Below are 16751 nucleotides of genomic sequence, written 5' to 3'. Positions count from 1 at the left end.
CCGGGCCCCTCCGGGCGCTTCCCTTCGTTTTCTTTTTGTTCTTGCGTTTCCGACTCTATCAGACTCTTTCGTGTCCGATTCCCGGTCGAAGCGGGATGCTTTCGAGGTTCTTCGCTTTCGCGTTTTCCCTTTCCGGCGGTTCCAACTTTACCAGACTCTTTTTCGTTCCGTTTCCGGTCCGAATTCGATTTCCGGTGGCCTGTGGAGCGGCCTTTGCCTTTCGGCGGATCCGACTTTATCAGAGATTCTGAGTCGGAATTCCCGCCCCGTCGGGGTGTCCCCGGCGCACGAGTGCGCGCGGTGCTTCCCGGTCAGGCGGAGCCGTAAACGTACTGGAGCGGGGCGCCCCGATGCAAATCGAGGGGCCCCGCTCCCGTACGGGCTGGTCAGGCGGGTCAGACCTCGACGACGACCGGGAGGATCATCGGACGCCGACGGTAGGTGTCGGAGACCCACTTGCCGACGACCCGGCGGACCATCTGCTGGAGTTGGTGGGGCTCCATCACGCCGTCCTGGGCCGACTTGTCCAGGGCTTCCTGGATCTTCGGGGTGACGCCGGTGAACGCGTTGTCGTCGATGCCGGAGCCCCGGGCCTGGATGTGGGGGCCGCCCACGATCTTGCCGGAGGAGCTGTCGACCACGATGAAGACCGAGATGATGCCCTCGTCGCCGAGGATGCGGCGGTCCTTGAGGGAGGTCTCGGTGACATCGCCGACGGAGAGGCCGTCGACGTACACGTAACCGGCCTGGACCTTGCCGACGATCTTGGCCTTGCCGTCGATCAGGTCGACGACCACGCCGTCCTCGGCGATGACGATGTGGTCCTTGGGCACGCCCGTGAGGGCTCCCAGCTCGGCGTTGGCCCGCAGGTGGCGCCATTCGCCGTGGACCGGCATCAGGTTCTTCGGCTTGCAGATGTTGTAGAAGTACAGCAGCTCGCCGGCCGAGGCGTGGCCCGAGACGTGGACCTTGGCGTTGCCCTTGTGGACGACGTTGGCGCCCCAGCGGGTCAGGCCGTTGATCACGCGGTAGACCGCGTTCTCGTTGCCGGGGATGAGGGACGACGCCAGGATCACCGTGTCGCCGGGAACGATCCGGATCTGGTGGTCGCGGTTGGCCATCCGGGAGAGGGCCGCCATCGGCTCGCCCTGCGAGCCCGTGCAGACGAGCACGACCTCGTCGTCCGGGAGGTCGTCGAGGGTCTTGACGTCCACCACCAGGCCCGCGGGGACCTTGAGGTAGCCGAGGTCACGGGCGATGCCCATGTTGCGGACCATCGAGCGGCCGACGAAGGCGACCCTGCGGCCGTACTCGTGGGCGGCGTCCAGGATCTGCTGGATGCGGTGCACATGGCTGGCAAAGCTCGCCACGATGATGCGCTTCTGGGCGTTGGCGAAGACCGTGCGCAGAACGTTGGAGATGTCCCGCTCGGGCGGTACGAAGCCGGGGACCTCGGCGTTCGTGGAGTCCGAGAGGAGGAGGTCGATGCCCTCCTCGCTGAGCCGCGCGAACGCGTGCAGGTCGGTGAGGCGGCCGTCCAGCGGGAGCTGGTCCATCTTGAAGTCACCGGTGGCCACGGCCATGCCCGCGGGGGTGCGGATGGCGACCGCGAGGGCGTCCGGGATCGAGTGGTTGACCGCGATGAACTCGCAGTCGAAGACGCCGATGCGCTCGCGCTGCCCTTCCTGCACCTCAAGGGTGTAGGGGCGGATGCGGTGCTCCTGGAGCTTCGCCTCGATGAGGGCGAGCGTCAGCTTGGAGCCGATGAGGGGGATGTCCGGCTTCAGGCGCAGCAGGTAGGGGACGCCGCCGATGTGGTCCTCGTGGCCGTGCGTGAGGACGATGCCCTCGATGTCGTCCAGGCGGTCCCGGATCGTGGTGAAGTCCGGCAGGATCAGGTCGATGCCGGGCTGCTCCTCCTCGGGGAAGAGGACGCCGCAGTCGACGATGAGCAGGCGGCCGCCGTACTCGAAGACCGTCATGTTGCGGCCGATCTCGCCCAGGCCGCCGAGCGGGGTGACCCGCAGGGCGCCCTTCGGGAGCTTCGGGGGGGTACCGAGTTCAGGGTGCGGATGGCTCAAAAGACTCTCCTTAACCACACGCGCCACGTACCGCTGAGGCACGTGGCGCGCATGTCATTCGTGCACTTGCTGTTGTCTTGGGGTCGTGCTCTTCGCGAGGTGCCTCGCTCGTTCTCTTCATTCAGTTGTGAAGTCCGTGGTTACAGCTGTACCCCGCCGGCGGCCAGGTCGATCTTGAGCTGGGCCGTCTCCTGGGCGGTGAGTTCCACCAGGGGCAGGCGCAGCGGGCCCGCCGGGAGGCCCTGGAGGGTCAGCGCCGCCTTGGTGGTGATCACGCCCTGGGTGCGGAACATGCCGGTGAAGACCGGGAGCAGCTTCTGGTGGATCTCGGTGGCCTTCTGGACGTCGCCGCCCAGGTGCGCCTCGACCAGGGCCCGCAGCTCCGGGGTGACCACGTGGCCGACGACGGAGACGAAGCCGACCGCGCCGACCGAGAGGAGCGGGAGGTTGAGCATGTCGTCGCCGGAGTACCAGGCGAGGCCGGACTGGGCGATGGCCCAGCTGGCACGGCCCAGGTCTCCCTTGGCGTCCTTGTTGGCGACGATCCGCGGGTGGTCGGCCAGCCGTACGAGGGTCTCGGTGTCGATCGGTACCCCGCTGCGGCCGGGGATGTCGTACAGCATCACGGGCAGGCCCGTGGAGTCGGCGATGGCCGTGAAGTGGCGCAGGAGGCCTTCCTGCGGCGGCTTGTTGTAGTACGGCGTGACGGCGAGGAGCCCGTGGGCGCCGGTGCGCTCGGCGGTGCGGGCGAGGTCGACGCTGTGCCGGGTGTCGTTGGTGCCGATGCCGGCGACGACGTGCGCCCGGTCTCCTACCGCTTCGAGCACCGCCCGTACGAGCTGGTCCTTCTCCGCGTCACTGGTGGTCGGGGACTCACCGGTGGTGCCGTTGACGATCAGTCCGTCATTGCCTGCGTCCACCAGATGGGCGGCGAGCCGCTGTGCGCCGTCGAGGTCGAGAGCGCCGTCCGCCGTGAAGGGCGTGACCATAGCGGTGAGGACCCGCCCGAAGGGGGTCTGCGGAGTGGAGATCGGAGCCATGGGTAACACGCTACTCGCTGCTCAGCGCGTGGTCCCCCCTCGGGGGGACGGGGAAGAGGAGCCCGGCACTGCCTGCTCGGGGGTTCAAGCAGTGCCGGGTCCGTTTGATCAGCCTAGATGAACTTCTCGAAACGCCGCAATACGGACACCGCCTACGGGGCGACCCGTCCATTTTTGTTGAAGGCCGCATGAGTGAGCGGCATGAGCCGCGCCCAGTGGGCTTCCATCTGCTCGCCGACCATCTCGATCTCGCGCTGCGGGAAGGACGGGACCTTCGCCAGCTCGTGCTGGGTGCGCAGGCCGAGGAAGTGCATCAGGGAGCGCGCGTTGCACGTGGCGTACATCGTCGAGAAGAGGCCGACCGGGAGGACCGCGCGGGCCACCTCGCGGGCCACTCCTGCGGCCAGCATCTCCTGGTAGGCCGCGTAGGAGGCCCGGTAGGACTCCTCCATGGCTCGGGTCGTCAGGTCGTACTGCTCCTCGGTGCCCGCGACGAACTCGTACTTGCCGGGGCGGCCCTGCTGGACCAGCTTGCGGGAGGTGTCGGGGACGTAGAAGACCGGCTCCAGCTCCCGGTAGCGGCCCGATTCCTCGTTGTAGGACCAGCCCACGCGGTGCCGCATGAACTCGCGGAAGACGAAGATCGGGGCGCTGATGAAGAAGGTCATCGAGTTGTGCTCGAACGGACTTCCGTGCCGGTCCCGCATGAGGTAGTTGATCAGCCCCTTGGACCGCTCCGGGTCCTTGGTGACCTCTTCCAGCGACTGCTCTCCGGCGGTGGAGACCCGGGCGGCGAACAGCACGTCCGCGTCGCCCGCGGCGCTTTTCACCAGGTCAACGGTGACGTCGCTGCGGAAGTGGGGCTTTGCGGGTTCGGGGGTGTCGGTCACCGGCGGGGGTCCTTCCAGGGGCGGTGCTCGGGCGGCGACCACTTTACGGGCCGCTCGCTCGCCTCCACGCACCCGCTGCACGCATGCGAGCGACTCCGTCGGGCAGCCGTTCGTGGAGTCCTTGAAACGTTACGGCGATTCGGGGCACCGATCGGCCCTGTCGTACGTCTGACTCGTCAGCAGCACCCGCCACTGAGATCAAGGAGAGTTTCCTCATGTTCCGCCGGCGTGAATCCGTCCCGTTCTCGTTCGTCGCCGAGTCCGACCGATTCCGCAGTAACGTCACTCCCCCTCCCGCCCCCCGTGCCAGCGTTCCCGAGCTGCTCGGGCGTTCCCTCGTCGGGCTGACCGTGGTCGCCGGGCTCGTGGGCTCGCTGCTGCTGGGTCTTCCGGCGCTCGACTCCGGGCAGTCCGCTTCGCAGGGCAAGCAGTCCGAGGCCTCTCAGGGCCGCTGAGTACGTCCCGGGGCCGCCGGACTACTCGTACGGACCCCCTGGGGTGGTCTGTTCGGGGGCACCCTCGGTAGCCTCACCGGGCACAGCAATCGAGCGTGCTTGTGAGTGAGGATGAGTCGTGCCCCTGCCCTTTCTGACGGCCGACCGCGCATTCGATGCGAGCGCGGAGGACGTTGCGCTGCCGTTCGACGACCACGACAGCTGGCGGCGGCCCTACCGCCCCGGCCCGTGGCGGGTCGCGGCGGCGGCCGGTGTGTTGTTGCTGGCCTCGTTCGTTCTGCTCGCGGCCATGATCATCGGTGTGACCGGAGCGCCTTCCGGGGCCACCGCGTGTCTGCTGCTGGCCGGTGCGCTGATCGCCGCCGCGCTGCGGCTGCTGAGGGTCGGTGCGTGGGTCAGCCGGCACGGTGTGCGGCGTGTGGGGTTCTTCTGGACCACCACGGTGCCGTGGAGCGCCACCGCCTCCGTCCGTACGGTCCAGCAGCCGGTGAAGTGGCTGGGGCTGCCCCGTACGGTGCAGGGGCAGGCGCTGATCGTGGCCCGGCGGAGCGGTGAGACGCTGGCACCGCTGGTCTCCGACCACAACGCGGACTTCCTCGGGCGCGAAGAGGCGTTCGATCGGGCCACGGATGCGGTGGAGGCCTGGGCGGACGAGTATCGGCACGGGTGAGCCGTGCCGCGTGTACGTGGATGAGCCCGGGGCCGTTGGTCGGTCCCGGGCTCATCTGCGTACAGGCGGAAAAGACGTCCTCAAACGCCGGACGGGCGGGAAGCCCGCAGCGCGATCGCTCTCTGCATGGCCTTGCGGGCTCTCGGGGTGTCCCTCGCGTCCTGGTAGGCCACCGCAAGGCGGAACCAGGTGCGCCAGTCGTCCGGGGCGTCCTCCGTCTCCTCGCGGCGCTTGGTGAAGGCCGCGTCGGCGGAATCCCGGTCGATGCGGCCGGACGGGGTGCGCAGCAGGTCGTCGACCGGCAGGCCGCCCTCCGCGTCCAGCTCGGCGGCGAGCGCGTTGGCGCGCCGGACGAACTGGGTGTTCTTCCAGAGGAACCAGACGCCGATCACCGGCAGGATCAGCACGGCAACACCGAACGTGACCGTGAGCAGCGTGCCGTGGCGGATGAGCATCAGACCGCGGCTGCCGACCAGGACGAAGTAGAAGACCAGGACGGCGGCCGTGACGAAGTAGGTGATCTTTGCGCGCATGGTGGGCTCAGTCAGTTCAGGTCGAGGAAGTGTTCCAGGCCGAAGGTGAGGCCGGGAGTGGTCACCACGCGGCGGGCGCCGAGCAGGATGCCCGGCATGAAGCTGCTGTGGTGGAGGGAGTCGTGGCGGATGGTGAGGGTCTCGCCCTCGCCGCCGAGCAGCACTTCCTGGTGGGCCAGCAGTCCGCGCAGCCGGATCGCGTGGACCGGGACGCCGTCGACGTCCGCGCCGCGCGCGCCGTCCAGGGCGGTGGTGGTGGCGTCCGGCTGGGGGGCGCTGCCCGCCTTGGCGCGGGCCGCCGCGATGAGCTGGGCGGTGCGGGTGGCGGTGCCGGAGGGGGCGTCGACCTTGTTGGGGTGGTGGAGCTCGACGACCTCGACGGACTCGAAGTAGCGGGCGGCCTGCTCCGCGAACTTCATGGTCAGGACCGCGCCGATGGAGAAGTTCGGGGCGATGAGGACGCCGGTGGCCGGGGAGTTCTCCAGCCAGCCGGTCAGCTGCGCAAGCCGTTCGTCGGTCCAGCCCGTGGTGCCGACGACGGCGTGGATGCCGTGCCCGACACAGAAGTCGAGGTTGTCCATCACCGATGCGGGGGTGGTCAGCTCGACGGCGACCTGGGCGCCCGCGTCGGTGAGGGTCTCCAGCTTGTCGCCCCGGCCCAGGGCCGCCACCAGCTCCAGGTCGTCGGCGGCCTCGACCGCTCGTACGGCCTCGGAGCCGATCCGGCCCTGAGCACCGAGAACGGCTACGCGCAGCTTGCTCATCTTTGCTTCCTTAAGGGGTGCGAGCGCTTAGGGGTTAGGAGACCGCTTCGTGGAGGCGGTCCGCCTGCTTGTCCTTGAGCGGGCCGATGACCGAGAGCGAGGGGCGGTGGGTGAGGAGTTCGCCCGCCACCTCCCGTACGTCGTCGGGGGTGACCTCCGCGATACGGGCGAGCATGTCGTCGACCGACATCTGCTCGCCCCAGCACAGCTCGCTCTTGCCGATACGGTTCATCAGCGCGCCGGTGTCCTCCAGGCCGAGGACGGTGGAGCCGGAGAGCTGGCCGATGGCGCGGGTGATCTCGTCGTCGTCCAGGCCGTGGGTGGCGACCCGGTCCAGCTCGTCGCGGCAGAGCTTGAGGACGTCGTGGACCTGGCTGGGGCGGCAGCCCGCGTAGACGCCGAAGAGGCCGCAGTCGGCGAAGCCCGAGGTGTACGAGTACACGCTGTAGGCCAGGCCGCGCTTCTCCCGGACCTCCTGGAAGAGGCGCGAGCTCATACCGCCGCCGAGGGCCGTGTTCAGGACCCCGAGGGCCCAGCGACGCTCGTCGGTGCGGGCGAGGCCGGGCATGCCGAGGACCACATGGGCCTGCTCGGTCCTGCGGTTCAGCAGCTCGACCTTGCCCGCGGTGCGCAGGGTTCGGGAGCCCTGGCGGGGCGCCATGGGCACCGCGTCCGTACGGGAGAGGGCTCCGGCCCTTTCGAAGGCGCGGCGGACCTGGCGTACGACCGTGGCGTGGTCGACGTTGCCCGCGGCGGCGACGACCAGGTGCGTGGGGTCGTAGTGCTTCTTGTAGAAGCGGGCGATCTGGCCCCGGTTCAGCGCGTTGATCGTGTCGACGGTGCCGAGGACCGGGCGGCCGAGGGGGGTGTCGCCGAGCATGGTGTGCGCGAACAGGTCGTGCACACAGTCGCCCGGGTCGTCCTCGGTCATCGCGATCTCTTCGAGGATGACGCCGCGCTCGGCGTCGACGTCCTCGGGGGCGATCAGCGAGCCGGTCAGCATGTCGCAGACCACGTCGATGGCGAGCGGCAGGTCGGTGTCCAGGACCCGCGCGTAGTAGCAGGTGTACTCCTTCGCCGTGAAGGCGTTCATCTCGCCGCCGACCGCGTCGATCGCGGAGGAGATGTCGAGGGCGGTGCGCTTGGCGGTGCCCTTGAAGAGGAGGTGTTCGAGGTAGTGGGTCGCGCCGTTCAGGGTGGGCGTCTCGTCGCGGGAACCGACGTTGGCCCAGATGCCGAAGGTGGCGGACCGGACGGAGGGCAGGGTCTCGGTGACGATCCGCAGACCGCCGGGGAGGACGGTGCGGCGGACGGTGCCGATGCCGTTGGTGCCCTGGAGAAGCGTTTGGGTACGGGCGACGGCCCGCCCCTCCGAAGAGGGGCGGGCCGTCGTCGCGGAACTACGGGACGTCACTTGTCGGTGTCGTCCTTCTTCTCGTCGGCCTCTTCGCCCTCGATGACCGGGATCAGGGAGAGCTTGCCGCGGGAGTCGATCTCGGCGATCTCGACCTGGACCTTGGCGCCGACGGCGAGCACGTCCTCGACGTTCTCCACGCGCTTGCCACCGGCGAGCTTGCGGATCTGCGAGATGTGCAGCAGGCCGTCCTTGCCCGGCATGAGCGAGACGAACGCGCCGAAGGTGGTCGTCTTGACGACCGTACCCAGGTAGCGCTCGCCGACCTCCGGCATGGTCGGGTTGGCGATCGCGTTGATCGTGGCGCGGGCGGCCTCGGCCTGCGAACCCTGCTGGGCACCGATGTAGATGGTGCCGTCGTCCTCGATCGTGATGTCGGCGCCGGTGTCCTCCTGGATCTGGTTGATCATCTTGCCCTTGGGGCCGATGACCTCACCGATCTTGTCCACGGGGATCTTGACGGTGATGATCCGCGGGGCGTTCGGGGACATCTCGTCCGGGACGTCGATGGCCTCGTTCATGACGTCCAGGATGTGCAGACGCGCGTCACGGGCCTGCTTCAGCGCGGCGGCCAGGACCGAGGCGGGGATGCCGTCGAGCTTGGTGTCGAGCTGGAGCGCGGTCACGAACTGCTTCGTACCGGCGACCTTGAAGTCCATGTCGCCGAAGGCGTCCTCCGCACCGAGGATGTCGGTGAGGGCGACGTAGTGGGTCTTGCCGTCGATCTCCTGCGAGATCAGGCCCATGGCGATACCGGCGACGGCGGCCTTGAGGGGCACACCGGCGTTCAGCAGGGACATGGTGGAGGCGCAGACCGAGCCCATGGACGTCGAGCCGTTGGAGCCCAGCGCCTCGGAGACCTGGCGGATCGCGTAGGGGAACTCCTCGCGCGAGGGGAGCACCGGCACGATGGCGCGCTCGGCGAGCGCTCCGTGGCCGATCTCGCGGCGCTTGGGCGAGCCCACGCGGCCGGTCTCGCCGACGGAGTACGGCGGGAAGTTGTAGTTGTGCATGTAGCGCTTGCGGGTCACCGGGGAGAGGGTGTCCAGCTGCTGCTCCATCCGGAGCATGTTGAGGGTGGTGACGCCCAGGATCTGGGTCTCACCGCGCTCGAACAGCGCCGAGCCGTGCACGCGCGGGATGGCCTCGACCTCGGCGGCCAGCGTACGGATGTCCGTGACGCCGCGGCCGTCGATGCGGACCTTGTCCTTGATGACGCGCTCGCGGACCAGGTGCTTGGTCAGCGAGCGGTACGCGGCGGAGATCTCCTTCTCGCGGCCCTCGAAGGCCGGGAGGAGCTTCTCGGCGGCGATCTCCTTGACACGGTCGAGCTCGGCCTCGCGGTCCTGCTTGCCGGCGATGGTGAGCGCCTGCGTCAGCTCGGGGGTGACGGCCTTGGCGAGCGCCTCGAAGACGTCGTCCTGGTAGTCCAGGAAGACCGGGAACTCGCCGACCGGCTTGGCGGCCTTGGAGGCGAGGTCGGACTGGGCCTTGCAGAGCGCCTTGATGAAGGGCTTCGCGGCGTCCAGACCGGCGGCGACGATCTCCTCGGTGGGCGCCTCGGCGCCGTCCGCGACGAGCTGGATGGTCTTCTCGGTGGCCTCGGCCTCGACCATCATGATCGCGACGTCGCCGTCCTCCAGGACGCGACCGGCGACGACCATGTCGAAGACGGCGTCCTCAAGCTCGGTGTGCGTCGGGAATGCGACCCACTGGCCCTTGATCAGGGCGACGCGGGTGGCGCCGATCGGGCCGGAGAAGGGCAGGCCCGCCAGGATGGTGGAGCAGGAGGCGGCGTTGATCGCGACCACGTCGTACAGGTGGTCGGGGTTGAGCGCCATGATCGTCTCGACGATCTGGATCTCGTTGCGCAGGCCCTTCTTGAAGGAGGGGCGCAGCGGGCGGTCGATCAGGCGGCAGGTGAGGATCGCGTCCTCGGAGGGCCGGCCCTCACGGCGGAAGAAGGAGCCGGGGATCTTGCCGGCCGCGTACTGCCGCTCCTCGACGTCCACCGTGAGGGGGAAGAAGTCCAGGTTTTCCTTGGGCCGCTTGGAAGCGGTGGTGGCCGACAGCACCATGGTGTCGTCGTCCAGGTACGCGACGGCGGAGCCGGCGGCCTGCTTGGCCAGGCGGCCCGTCTCGAAGCGGATGGTGCGGGTGCCGAAGGTTCCGTTGTCGATAACGGCCTCGGCGTAGTGGGTCTCGTTCTCCACTAGTGATTTCTCCATACTCGTCGTCTTTCGTCCTGCCGCCCGTATGGCGGAGGACGGTGCGGGAGAAGCGCACCGTGTGTGCGGGCCGGTCTTCGATCGAAGCTCCCGGGCATGTTCCCGGGGGCCACTACCGAGGACCGGCGGCGGCGTCGCTGCGCCTCTCCCTCGTAACGGTGTCCAGATTACTGAGCTTGACACCGGTCGTGCACGTACAGCAAAGGGAACACCGGTCGTACGCCTACGGCAAAGGGAGCGGTCCCCTCAGACTCGGGAACCGCTCCCTCTCCACGGCGTGCTTACTTGGCGCCGCCGGCCGCACCGCGGCGGATGCCGAGGCGGTCGACCAGCGCACGGAAGCGCTGGATGTCCTTCTTGGCCAGGTACTGCAGGAGGCGGCGACGCTGGCCGACCAGGATCAGCAGACCACGACGGGAGTGGTGGTCGTGCTTGTGCGTCTTGAGGTGCTCCGTCAGGTCCGAGATCCGGCGGGAGAGCATGGCGACCTGGACCTCGGGGGATCCGGTGTCACCCTCCTTCTGGGCGAACTCGGACATGATCTGCTTCTTCGTAGCGGCGTCGAGCGGCACGCGTACTCCTCTTGATGTTCGAAGCGCCCACGAGTGCCCCTGGTCTTGATCTCAGGGGAGCTTCCGTGACTCGGAGGCGAAGGTCCGATGAGCGCAGTCCCCAGGATGATCCGGAGAGGCGTACACAAACGGCCACTGGTCAGAGTACCAGCCATTCGGGTCACACCCGACGGGCCTCTCCGGGGGGCGACTGGTGACGGCGCTCGCCGGGGGTCAGCTGGTGAGGGCCCGGATCGAGCGGTAGACGTCGAAGACCGCGAGGCAGAGCGGCAGCAGGGTGAGCAGGACCATCGTCTCGGCGATCTCCAGGAAGCGGCCCCAGAACGGGGTGACGCCCTTGCGCGGCACGATCAGGCCGATGGCGGTGATCAGGGCGGCGACGCCCGCGACGGCGGCGGCGAGCCATACCGTACGGACATCGAGGTCGGCCCCGTTGCCCCGCAGCGCGTCGCGCACCAGGGTGAGCGGCGGGTTGAGCGAGAGACCGAGGCCCAGGAGTACGAGGGAGCCGAGGCCGGCCGCGAGGGTGCAGCCGACCTGGGCGGTGTAGCGGAAGAGGTGGGCGCGCATCAGCAGGGCGACCCCGGTGGCCAGGGCGAGCAGCTGGCCCCAGACGTCGTCCGAGAAGCCCAGCACCGCGGCGGCGGCCACGGCCACCAGTGCGCAGCCGCCGACCAGGCCGAGGAGCAGCTCGTGGCCGCGCCGCGCCTGGGCGGCGATCCGTACGGCGTCGACCGGGCCCTGGGGGGCCTGCTCGGAGGTGCCGTAGTCGCCGACCGTGGAGCGGGGCGGTTCGAAGCCGATGGGGAGGCGGGCGAAGCGGGTGGAGAGGCCGGGCAGGAAGGCCAGGGCGCCCACGGCGAACGGGGCGGAGACGGCGGCGGCCTCGGTGGGCTTCAGATCCGCGCTGATCGCGATGAAGGTGACCACGAGGCCGGTGGCGCTCGCGAAGACGAACGCGACGAACGGTCCGTCGCCGCCGGGTGCGGTGATCATGAGGATGACCGACACGACCAGTACGGCGGCGCAGGCGAGCAGGAACTGCAGCCGTCCCACGCCCTGGCCCGCGCTGAGCGAGAGGAGCCCGGAACCGGCCACGGCGGCGTTCACCATGGCTCCGGTTCCCAGCGCGATGGCCGAGCCCCGGTCGTCGTAGACGCGGGCGCGGACACAGGCGACGGCGAGCAGGAGTACGGCGGTGACGGCGGCCAGGATGCCCGGCAGCCCGTGCATGTCGTGGCGGGGGTCGGCGGTCCACAGCACGAAGCCGAGCAGGATCAGCAGGACGGAGCCGCCGAAGAGGCCGGCGCCGCGCATGAGGGAGTCGCCCCAGAGGGTGCGGTCCTTGGCCACGGCGGTGGCGACGGCGTCGGAGACGTCGTCGAAGACGGCGGGCGGCAGGGACTCGGCGAAGGGCCGAAGGGAGAGCAGCTCGCCGTCGAGGATGCGGTGCCCGGCGAGCGTACGGGCGCTGTCCAGGACGGTGCCGTCGCGGCGTACGAGGTGGTAGCCGACGGGGGCGCCGGGGGCGGGGCTCTGGCCGGAGAGCCGGAGGATCTCGGGGTACAGGTCGGCGACGGGCACGTCCTCGGGCAGCGCCACGTCGACCCGGCTGTCGGGGGCGACGACCGTGACCCGGCAGAAGCCCGTGCCGTTGCCGGATGCAACTCCGTGACTCGGCCGGCCGCTCGCGCCGGCCGCCGTCTGGGCCGTCATTGTCACCTGCTGCTCCCCCTGTGTTTGTTCTGGCTGCTCTGGTTGTTCCGGCTGCTCTGGTTGTTCCGGAGTCCGGCGTTGCCCCGAGGGGGTGGCCTGTTCGTTCTGACTCCGGCGTTGTCCTGAAGGGCCTGCCGCCGTTCCGGAGGCGGTGTGTGCCGTTCTGGAACGTCTGCCGGAAACACCCCTCAGGACCGCGAATTTCGCCCCGCGTCCCGAATGACCTTCTTCTTGCGGCAGTTAGCGGATGCGTATACGCATCGCGACACCCTACCGCCATGCGGCCCCCGCCCCGCCAGTAGGATCCATCCCGCGGATGGAGCCCGTCGCCACGGGGGCGCCGATAGGAACACTTCCGTCCGGCAAGGGAATTGGTGAGCTGTGAGCCAGATCGTCGTCAAGCGCCCACCGCGGGCCCTGCCCTCCGAAGTGCCGGTCGAACAGGTGCAGTTGCAACCTCCGCCGGAGCTGCCCCGGGGCCAGCAGGAGGGCGCGCTGATGCAGCTCCTGCCGATGCTGGGCATGGGCGGTTCGGTCGTCTTCTTCTTCATGACGCCGAACCCGATCATGCGGATCATGGGCGTGATCATGATCGCCTCGACGGTCGCCATGGCCATCGCGATGCTGGTGCGCTTCCGGCGGGGCACGCAGGGCCAGCTCGCGGACATGCGGCGGGACTATCTGAAGTACCTGACGCAGACCCGGCGCACGGTGGTGAAGACGGCCCGCAAGCAGCGCGACGCCCAGTTCTATCTGCACCCCTCGCCCGAGCAGCTGTGGGCGCTCGTCGCCGAGGGCAGCCGGGTGTGGGAGCGGCGGGCCGGTGACGCCGACTTCGCGCAGGTGCGGATCGGTCTGGGCAGCCAGGAGCTCGCCACGCCGCTCGTCGCGCCCGAGACGGCTCCGATCGACGAGCTGGAGCCGCTGACCGCCGGGGCCATGCAGCAGTTCCTGACGACGCACTCCACGCTGGACGGCCTGCCCATGGCCGTGTCGCTGCGGGCGTTCTACCACCTGACGATCAGCGGCCACGAGGAGTCCGCGCGCGCCTCGGCGCGGGCGGTCGTCGGCTCGCTGGCCTCGCTGCACTCCCCCGAGGACCTGGTGATCGGGATCGCGGCGGGGCGGGAGGCGGCCCCGCAGTGGGAGTGGGCGAAGTGGCTCCCCCACGTACAGGACACGGGTTCGGTCGACGGGGCCGGCAGCCGGCGGCTGATCACCACCGGCGTCCTGGAGCTCGAACAGCAGCTGGCGGCCCGGCTCGACGGCCGCCCCCGTTTCCAGCCGGGCGGCCAGCCGCTGCTGGAGCAGCCGCACATCGTCGTCGTCCTGGACGGGGATTCCGTACCGCCGATGTCGGTGCTCGCCTCGGCCGAGGGGCTGCAGGGCGTGACGGTCATCGAGGTCGTACCGGGCGAGGTGCAGGGGGCGCGTGGCGGGCTCTCCATCGTGGTGGAGCCGCAGTCGCTGCAGCTGGAGTCGGGGCAGGGGCTCGTCTACGACGGGGTGCCCGACCTGCTGAGTCCCGAGGCCGCCGAGGCGCTGGCCCGTCAGCTGGCCCCGCTGCACATGGCGACGGGCGGGGACGACGACGAGCCGCTGCTGGCCAACCTGGAGTTCACCGATCTGCTGAACCTGGGGGACGCGGCCTCCATCGAGGTCAGCCGGACCTGGCGCCCCCGCTCCCAGGCGGAGCGGCTGCGGGTGCCGATCGGGGTCGGTGAGGGCGGGGCGCCCGTGATGCTGGACCTCAAGGAGGCGGCGCAGGAGGGGATGGGCCCGCACGGTCTGTGTGTGGGGGCGACCGGTTCCGGGAAGTCGGAGCTGCTGCGCACGCTGGTGCTCGGTCTCGCGGTCACGCACACCTCGGAGACCCTGAACTTCGTCCTCGCGGACTTCAAGGGCGGTGCGACCTTCGCCGGTATGGCGCAGATGCCGCATGTGGCCGCGGTGATCACCAACCTCGCGGACGATCTGACGCTGGTCGACCGCATGGGCGACTCCATCAGCGGTGAGCTCAACCGCCGTCAGGAGATGCTGCGCGACGCGGGCAACTACGCCAACATCCACGACTACGAGAAGGCGCGCGCGGCGGGTGCGCCGCTGCAGCCGATCCCTTCACTCGTCCTGGTGATCGACGAGTTCAGCGAGCTGCTGACGGCGAAGCCGGACTTCATCGACATGTTCGTGCAGATCGGGCGGATCGGCCGTTCGCTGGGCGTGCATCTGCTGCTGGCCTCGCAGCGCCTGGAGGAGGGGCGGCTGCGCGGTCTGGAGACGTACCTCTCGTACCGCATCGGTCTGCGGACCTTCTCGGCGGCCGAGTCCCGGGCGGCGCTGGGAGTGCCGGACGCGTACCACCTGCCGAACGTGCCCGGTTCGGGGCTGCTCAAGTTCGGTACGGAGGAGATGGTGCGGTTCAAGGCCGCGTACGTCTCCGGGGTGTACCGGGAGGGGGGCCGGCAGGCGGCCTCGGCCGGGGGCCCGCTGCCGGTGGACCGGCGGCCTGTTCCGTTCACCGCGGCTCCGGTGCCGGTGCGGTATGTGCAGCCGAGCCCGCAGGCCGGGGCCGGGGTGCCGGAGCCGCGTGCGGCGGAGGACGACGCGCTGGCGGACACGGTGCTGGATGTGATCGTGCGCCGGCTGGAGGGGCGCGGGGCCTCCGCGCACCAGGTGTGGCTGCCGCCGCTGGACAACCCGCCGTCGCTGGACGAGATCCTGCCGGGGCTCTCGCCCGTACCGGGGCGGGGGCTGACGCAGCCCGGGTTCGAGGGTGCGGGGCGTCTGGTCGTCCCCCTCGGCGTGATCGACAAGCCGTTCGAGCAGCGCCGTGACACCCTCTACCGGGACTTCTCCGGGGCGGCGGGCCATATGCAGATCACGGGTGGCCCGCAGTCCGGCAAGTCGACCCTGCTGCGCACGCTGATCGCGGGCTTCGCGCTCACCCACACTCCGCAGGAAGTCCAGATCTACGGGCTCGACTTCGGCGGCGGCGGCATGTCGGCCGTCGCGGGCCTCCCGCACGTCGGCGGGATCGCCTCACGGCTCGACCCGGAGAAGGTACGGCGTACGGTCGCCGAGGTGCACGGCATCATGTCCCGGCGCGAGGAGTACTTCCGCAGCGCCGGCATCGACTCGATCGCCACCTACCGGCGGATGCGGGCGCGCGGCGAGATCTCGGTGACGGACCAGCCGTGGGGCGACGTCTTCCTGATCATCGACGGCTGGGGCAACTTCCGTACGGATTACGAGGCGTTGGAGGCCGCCGCGATGGACATCGCGGCACGGGGCCTCGGCTACGGCATCCACCTGATCGTCACCGCTTCCCGGTCCATGGAGGTCAGGGCCAACCTGAAGGACAACCTCATGAACCGCCTGGAGCTGCGGCTCGGCGACGTCATGGACTCCGAGCTGGACCGCAAGGTCGCGGCCAACGTGCCCGCCGGGGTACCGGGGCGCGGGCTGACGCCGGAGAAGCTGCACTTCATGGCGGCGGTGCCACGGATCGACGGCATCAACTCCGACAGCGACCTGTCCGAGGCGACGGCCGCCATGAACCAGGAGGTCTCCCGGCACTGGACGGCGGCGCCCGCCCCCGCCGTACGCCTGCTGCCGCGCTCCCTGCCCGCGACCGAACTTCCGCCGGGCTACGCCGTTCCGGAGCGCGGGGTCGCCTTCGCCATCGACGAGAACAACCTCGCGCCGGTCTTCGTGGACTTCGAGCAGGACCCGTTCTTCCTGATCTTCGGCGAGGGCGAGTCCGGCAAGTCCAACCTGCTGCGGCTGCTCATCAAGCAGCTCACCGAGCGGTACGACGGTGACTCCTGCAAGCTCTTCGTGGTCGACAACCGGCGCTCGCTGCTGGACGTGACCCCGGCGTCGCACCTGGCGGAGTACATCCCCATGTCGAACAACATGGAACACCACATGGTCGCGCTGCACGACCTGATGAAGCGCCGCACCCCGTCCGCCGACGTCACGGCCCAGGAGCTGCGGGACCGCAGCTGGTGGAGCGGCCCGACGGTCTACGTGATCATCGACGACTTCGACCTGGTCTCCACGTCGAGCGGCAACCCGCTGTCGTCCCTCACGGAGCTGCTCCCGTTCGCCCGTGACGTGGGCGTCCGCTTCATCATCGCCCGCAACACGGCGGGGGCCAGCCGGGCCCTGTACGAGTCGTTCCTCCAGCGCATGACCGAGCTGGGCGCCCAGGGCGTGCTGCTGTCGGGCGACCCGATGGAGGGCGACATCCTCGGCGGCGTACGCCCGCGCCCGATGCCGCCGGGGCGCGGCATCTTCGTCACGCGGCGGCGGGGGAACCCGCTGGTGCAGACGGGGGTGGTGGACGGGGGGCGGTAGGGAGGCGTGGGGGGACGCCGGAAGCGGGA

At 69.7% G+C, this 16751-nt stretch carries 12 protein-coding genes; 3 read left to right on the top strand and 9 right to left on the bottom strand.

Annotated elements, in window-relative coordinates; all coding sequences use genetic code 11:
- Positions 1 to 395: 395 nt before the first annotated feature.
- From ACFW9Z_RS14420 to thyX, 3 genes are all read right to left on the bottom strand, one after another.
- A complete protein-coding gene (locus ACFW9Z_RS14420) occupies positions 396 to 2081 on the bottom strand; it encodes a ribonuclease J (RefSeq protein ID WP_384639433.1) in 1686 nt (561 codons plus the stop codon).
- 140 nt (positions 2082 to 2221) lie between these two features.
- Positions 2222 to 3121 (bottom strand): 4-hydroxy-tetrahydrodipicolinate synthase, encoded by a 900-nt coding sequence (gene dapA / locus ACFW9Z_RS14415; RefSeq protein WP_384639430.1) that lies wholly within the window; start codon positions 3119 to 3121, stop codon positions 2222 to 2224.
- Between the two features lie 152 nt (positions 3122 to 3273).
- Complete coding sequence (thyX, locus tag ACFW9Z_RS14410) at positions 3274 to 4011, bottom strand: FAD-dependent thymidylate synthase (protein ID WP_384639427.1); 738 nt, start codon at positions 4009 to 4011, stop codon at positions 3274 to 3276.
- A 215-nt stretch (positions 4012 to 4226) separates the two neighbouring features.
- Between thyX and ACFW9Z_RS14405 the strand changes: the two genes are divergently transcribed.
- Entirely contained in the window at positions 4227 to 4466 is a 240-nt protein-coding gene (locus tag ACFW9Z_RS14405) for a hypothetical protein (protein ID WP_384639424.1), read from the top strand.
- Between the two features lie 118 nt (positions 4467 to 4584).
- Positions 4585 to 5136, top strand: a complete 552-nt coding sequence (locus ACFW9Z_RS14400; protein WP_384639421.1) for a hypothetical protein — start codon at positions 4585 to 4587, stop codon at positions 5134 to 5136.
- A gap of 80 nt (positions 5137 to 5216) precedes the next feature.
- Here the strand turns inward: ACFW9Z_RS14400 and ACFW9Z_RS14395 are convergent, their stop codons facing one another.
- From ACFW9Z_RS14395 to eccD, 6 genes are all read right to left on the bottom strand, one after another.
- On the bottom strand, positions 5217 to 5669 hold the full coding sequence (locus tag ACFW9Z_RS14395; protein WP_384639418.1) for a hypothetical protein: 453 nt from the start codon (positions 5667 to 5669) through the stop codon (positions 5217 to 5219).
- Between the two features lie 11 nt (positions 5670 to 5680).
- The gene (gene dapB / locus ACFW9Z_RS14390; RefSeq protein WP_384639414.1) at positions 5681 to 6433 is read right to left on the bottom strand and encodes a 4-hydroxy-tetrahydrodipicolinate reductase; all 753 of its coding nucleotides are present in this window, start codon (positions 6431 to 6433) and stop codon (positions 5681 to 5683) included.
- A 34-nt stretch (positions 6434 to 6467) separates the two neighbouring features.
- Positions 6468 to 7847 (bottom strand): M16 family metallopeptidase, encoded by a 1380-nt coding sequence (locus ACFW9Z_RS14385; RefSeq protein ID WP_384639411.1) that lies wholly within the window; start codon positions 7845 to 7847, stop codon positions 6468 to 6470.
- Positions 7844 to 10060, bottom strand: coding sequence for a polyribonucleotide nucleotidyltransferase (locus ACFW9Z_RS14380; protein WP_384639481.1), 2217 nt, complete (start codon positions 10058 to 10060; stop codon positions 7844 to 7846). The genes ACFW9Z_RS14385 and ACFW9Z_RS14380 overlap by 4 nt, the downstream gene beginning before the upstream one ends.
- Positions 10061 to 10356: 296 nt before the next feature.
- The gene (rpsO, locus tag ACFW9Z_RS14375) at positions 10357 to 10647 is read right to left on the bottom strand and encodes a 30S ribosomal protein S15 (protein ID WP_003965855.1); all 291 of its coding nucleotides are present in this window, start codon (positions 10645 to 10647) and stop codon (positions 10357 to 10359) included.
- A gap of 213 nt (positions 10648 to 10860) precedes the next feature.
- Complete coding sequence (gene eccD / locus ACFW9Z_RS14370; protein ID WP_384639478.1) at positions 10861 to 12363, bottom strand: type VII secretion integral membrane protein EccD; 1503 nt, start codon at positions 12361 to 12363, stop codon at positions 10861 to 10863.
- Between the two features lie 381 nt (positions 12364 to 12744).
- Here eccD and eccCa point away from each other — a divergent pair, with 381 nt between their 5' ends.
- Positions 12745 to 16722, top strand: a complete 3978-nt coding sequence (gene eccCa, locus ACFW9Z_RS14365) for a type VII secretion protein EccCa (protein WP_384639408.1) — start codon at positions 12745 to 12747, stop codon at positions 16720 to 16722.
- Positions 16723 to 16751: the final 29 nt, after the last annotated feature.

This window comes from Streptomyces sp. NPDC059452, assembly GCF_042750035.1.
In the GTDB taxonomy this organism is placed as follows: domain Bacteria; phylum Actinomycetota; class Actinomycetes; order Streptomycetales; family Streptomycetaceae; genus Streptomyces.
This window is presented reverse-complemented; position numbering and strand designations above follow the sequence as displayed.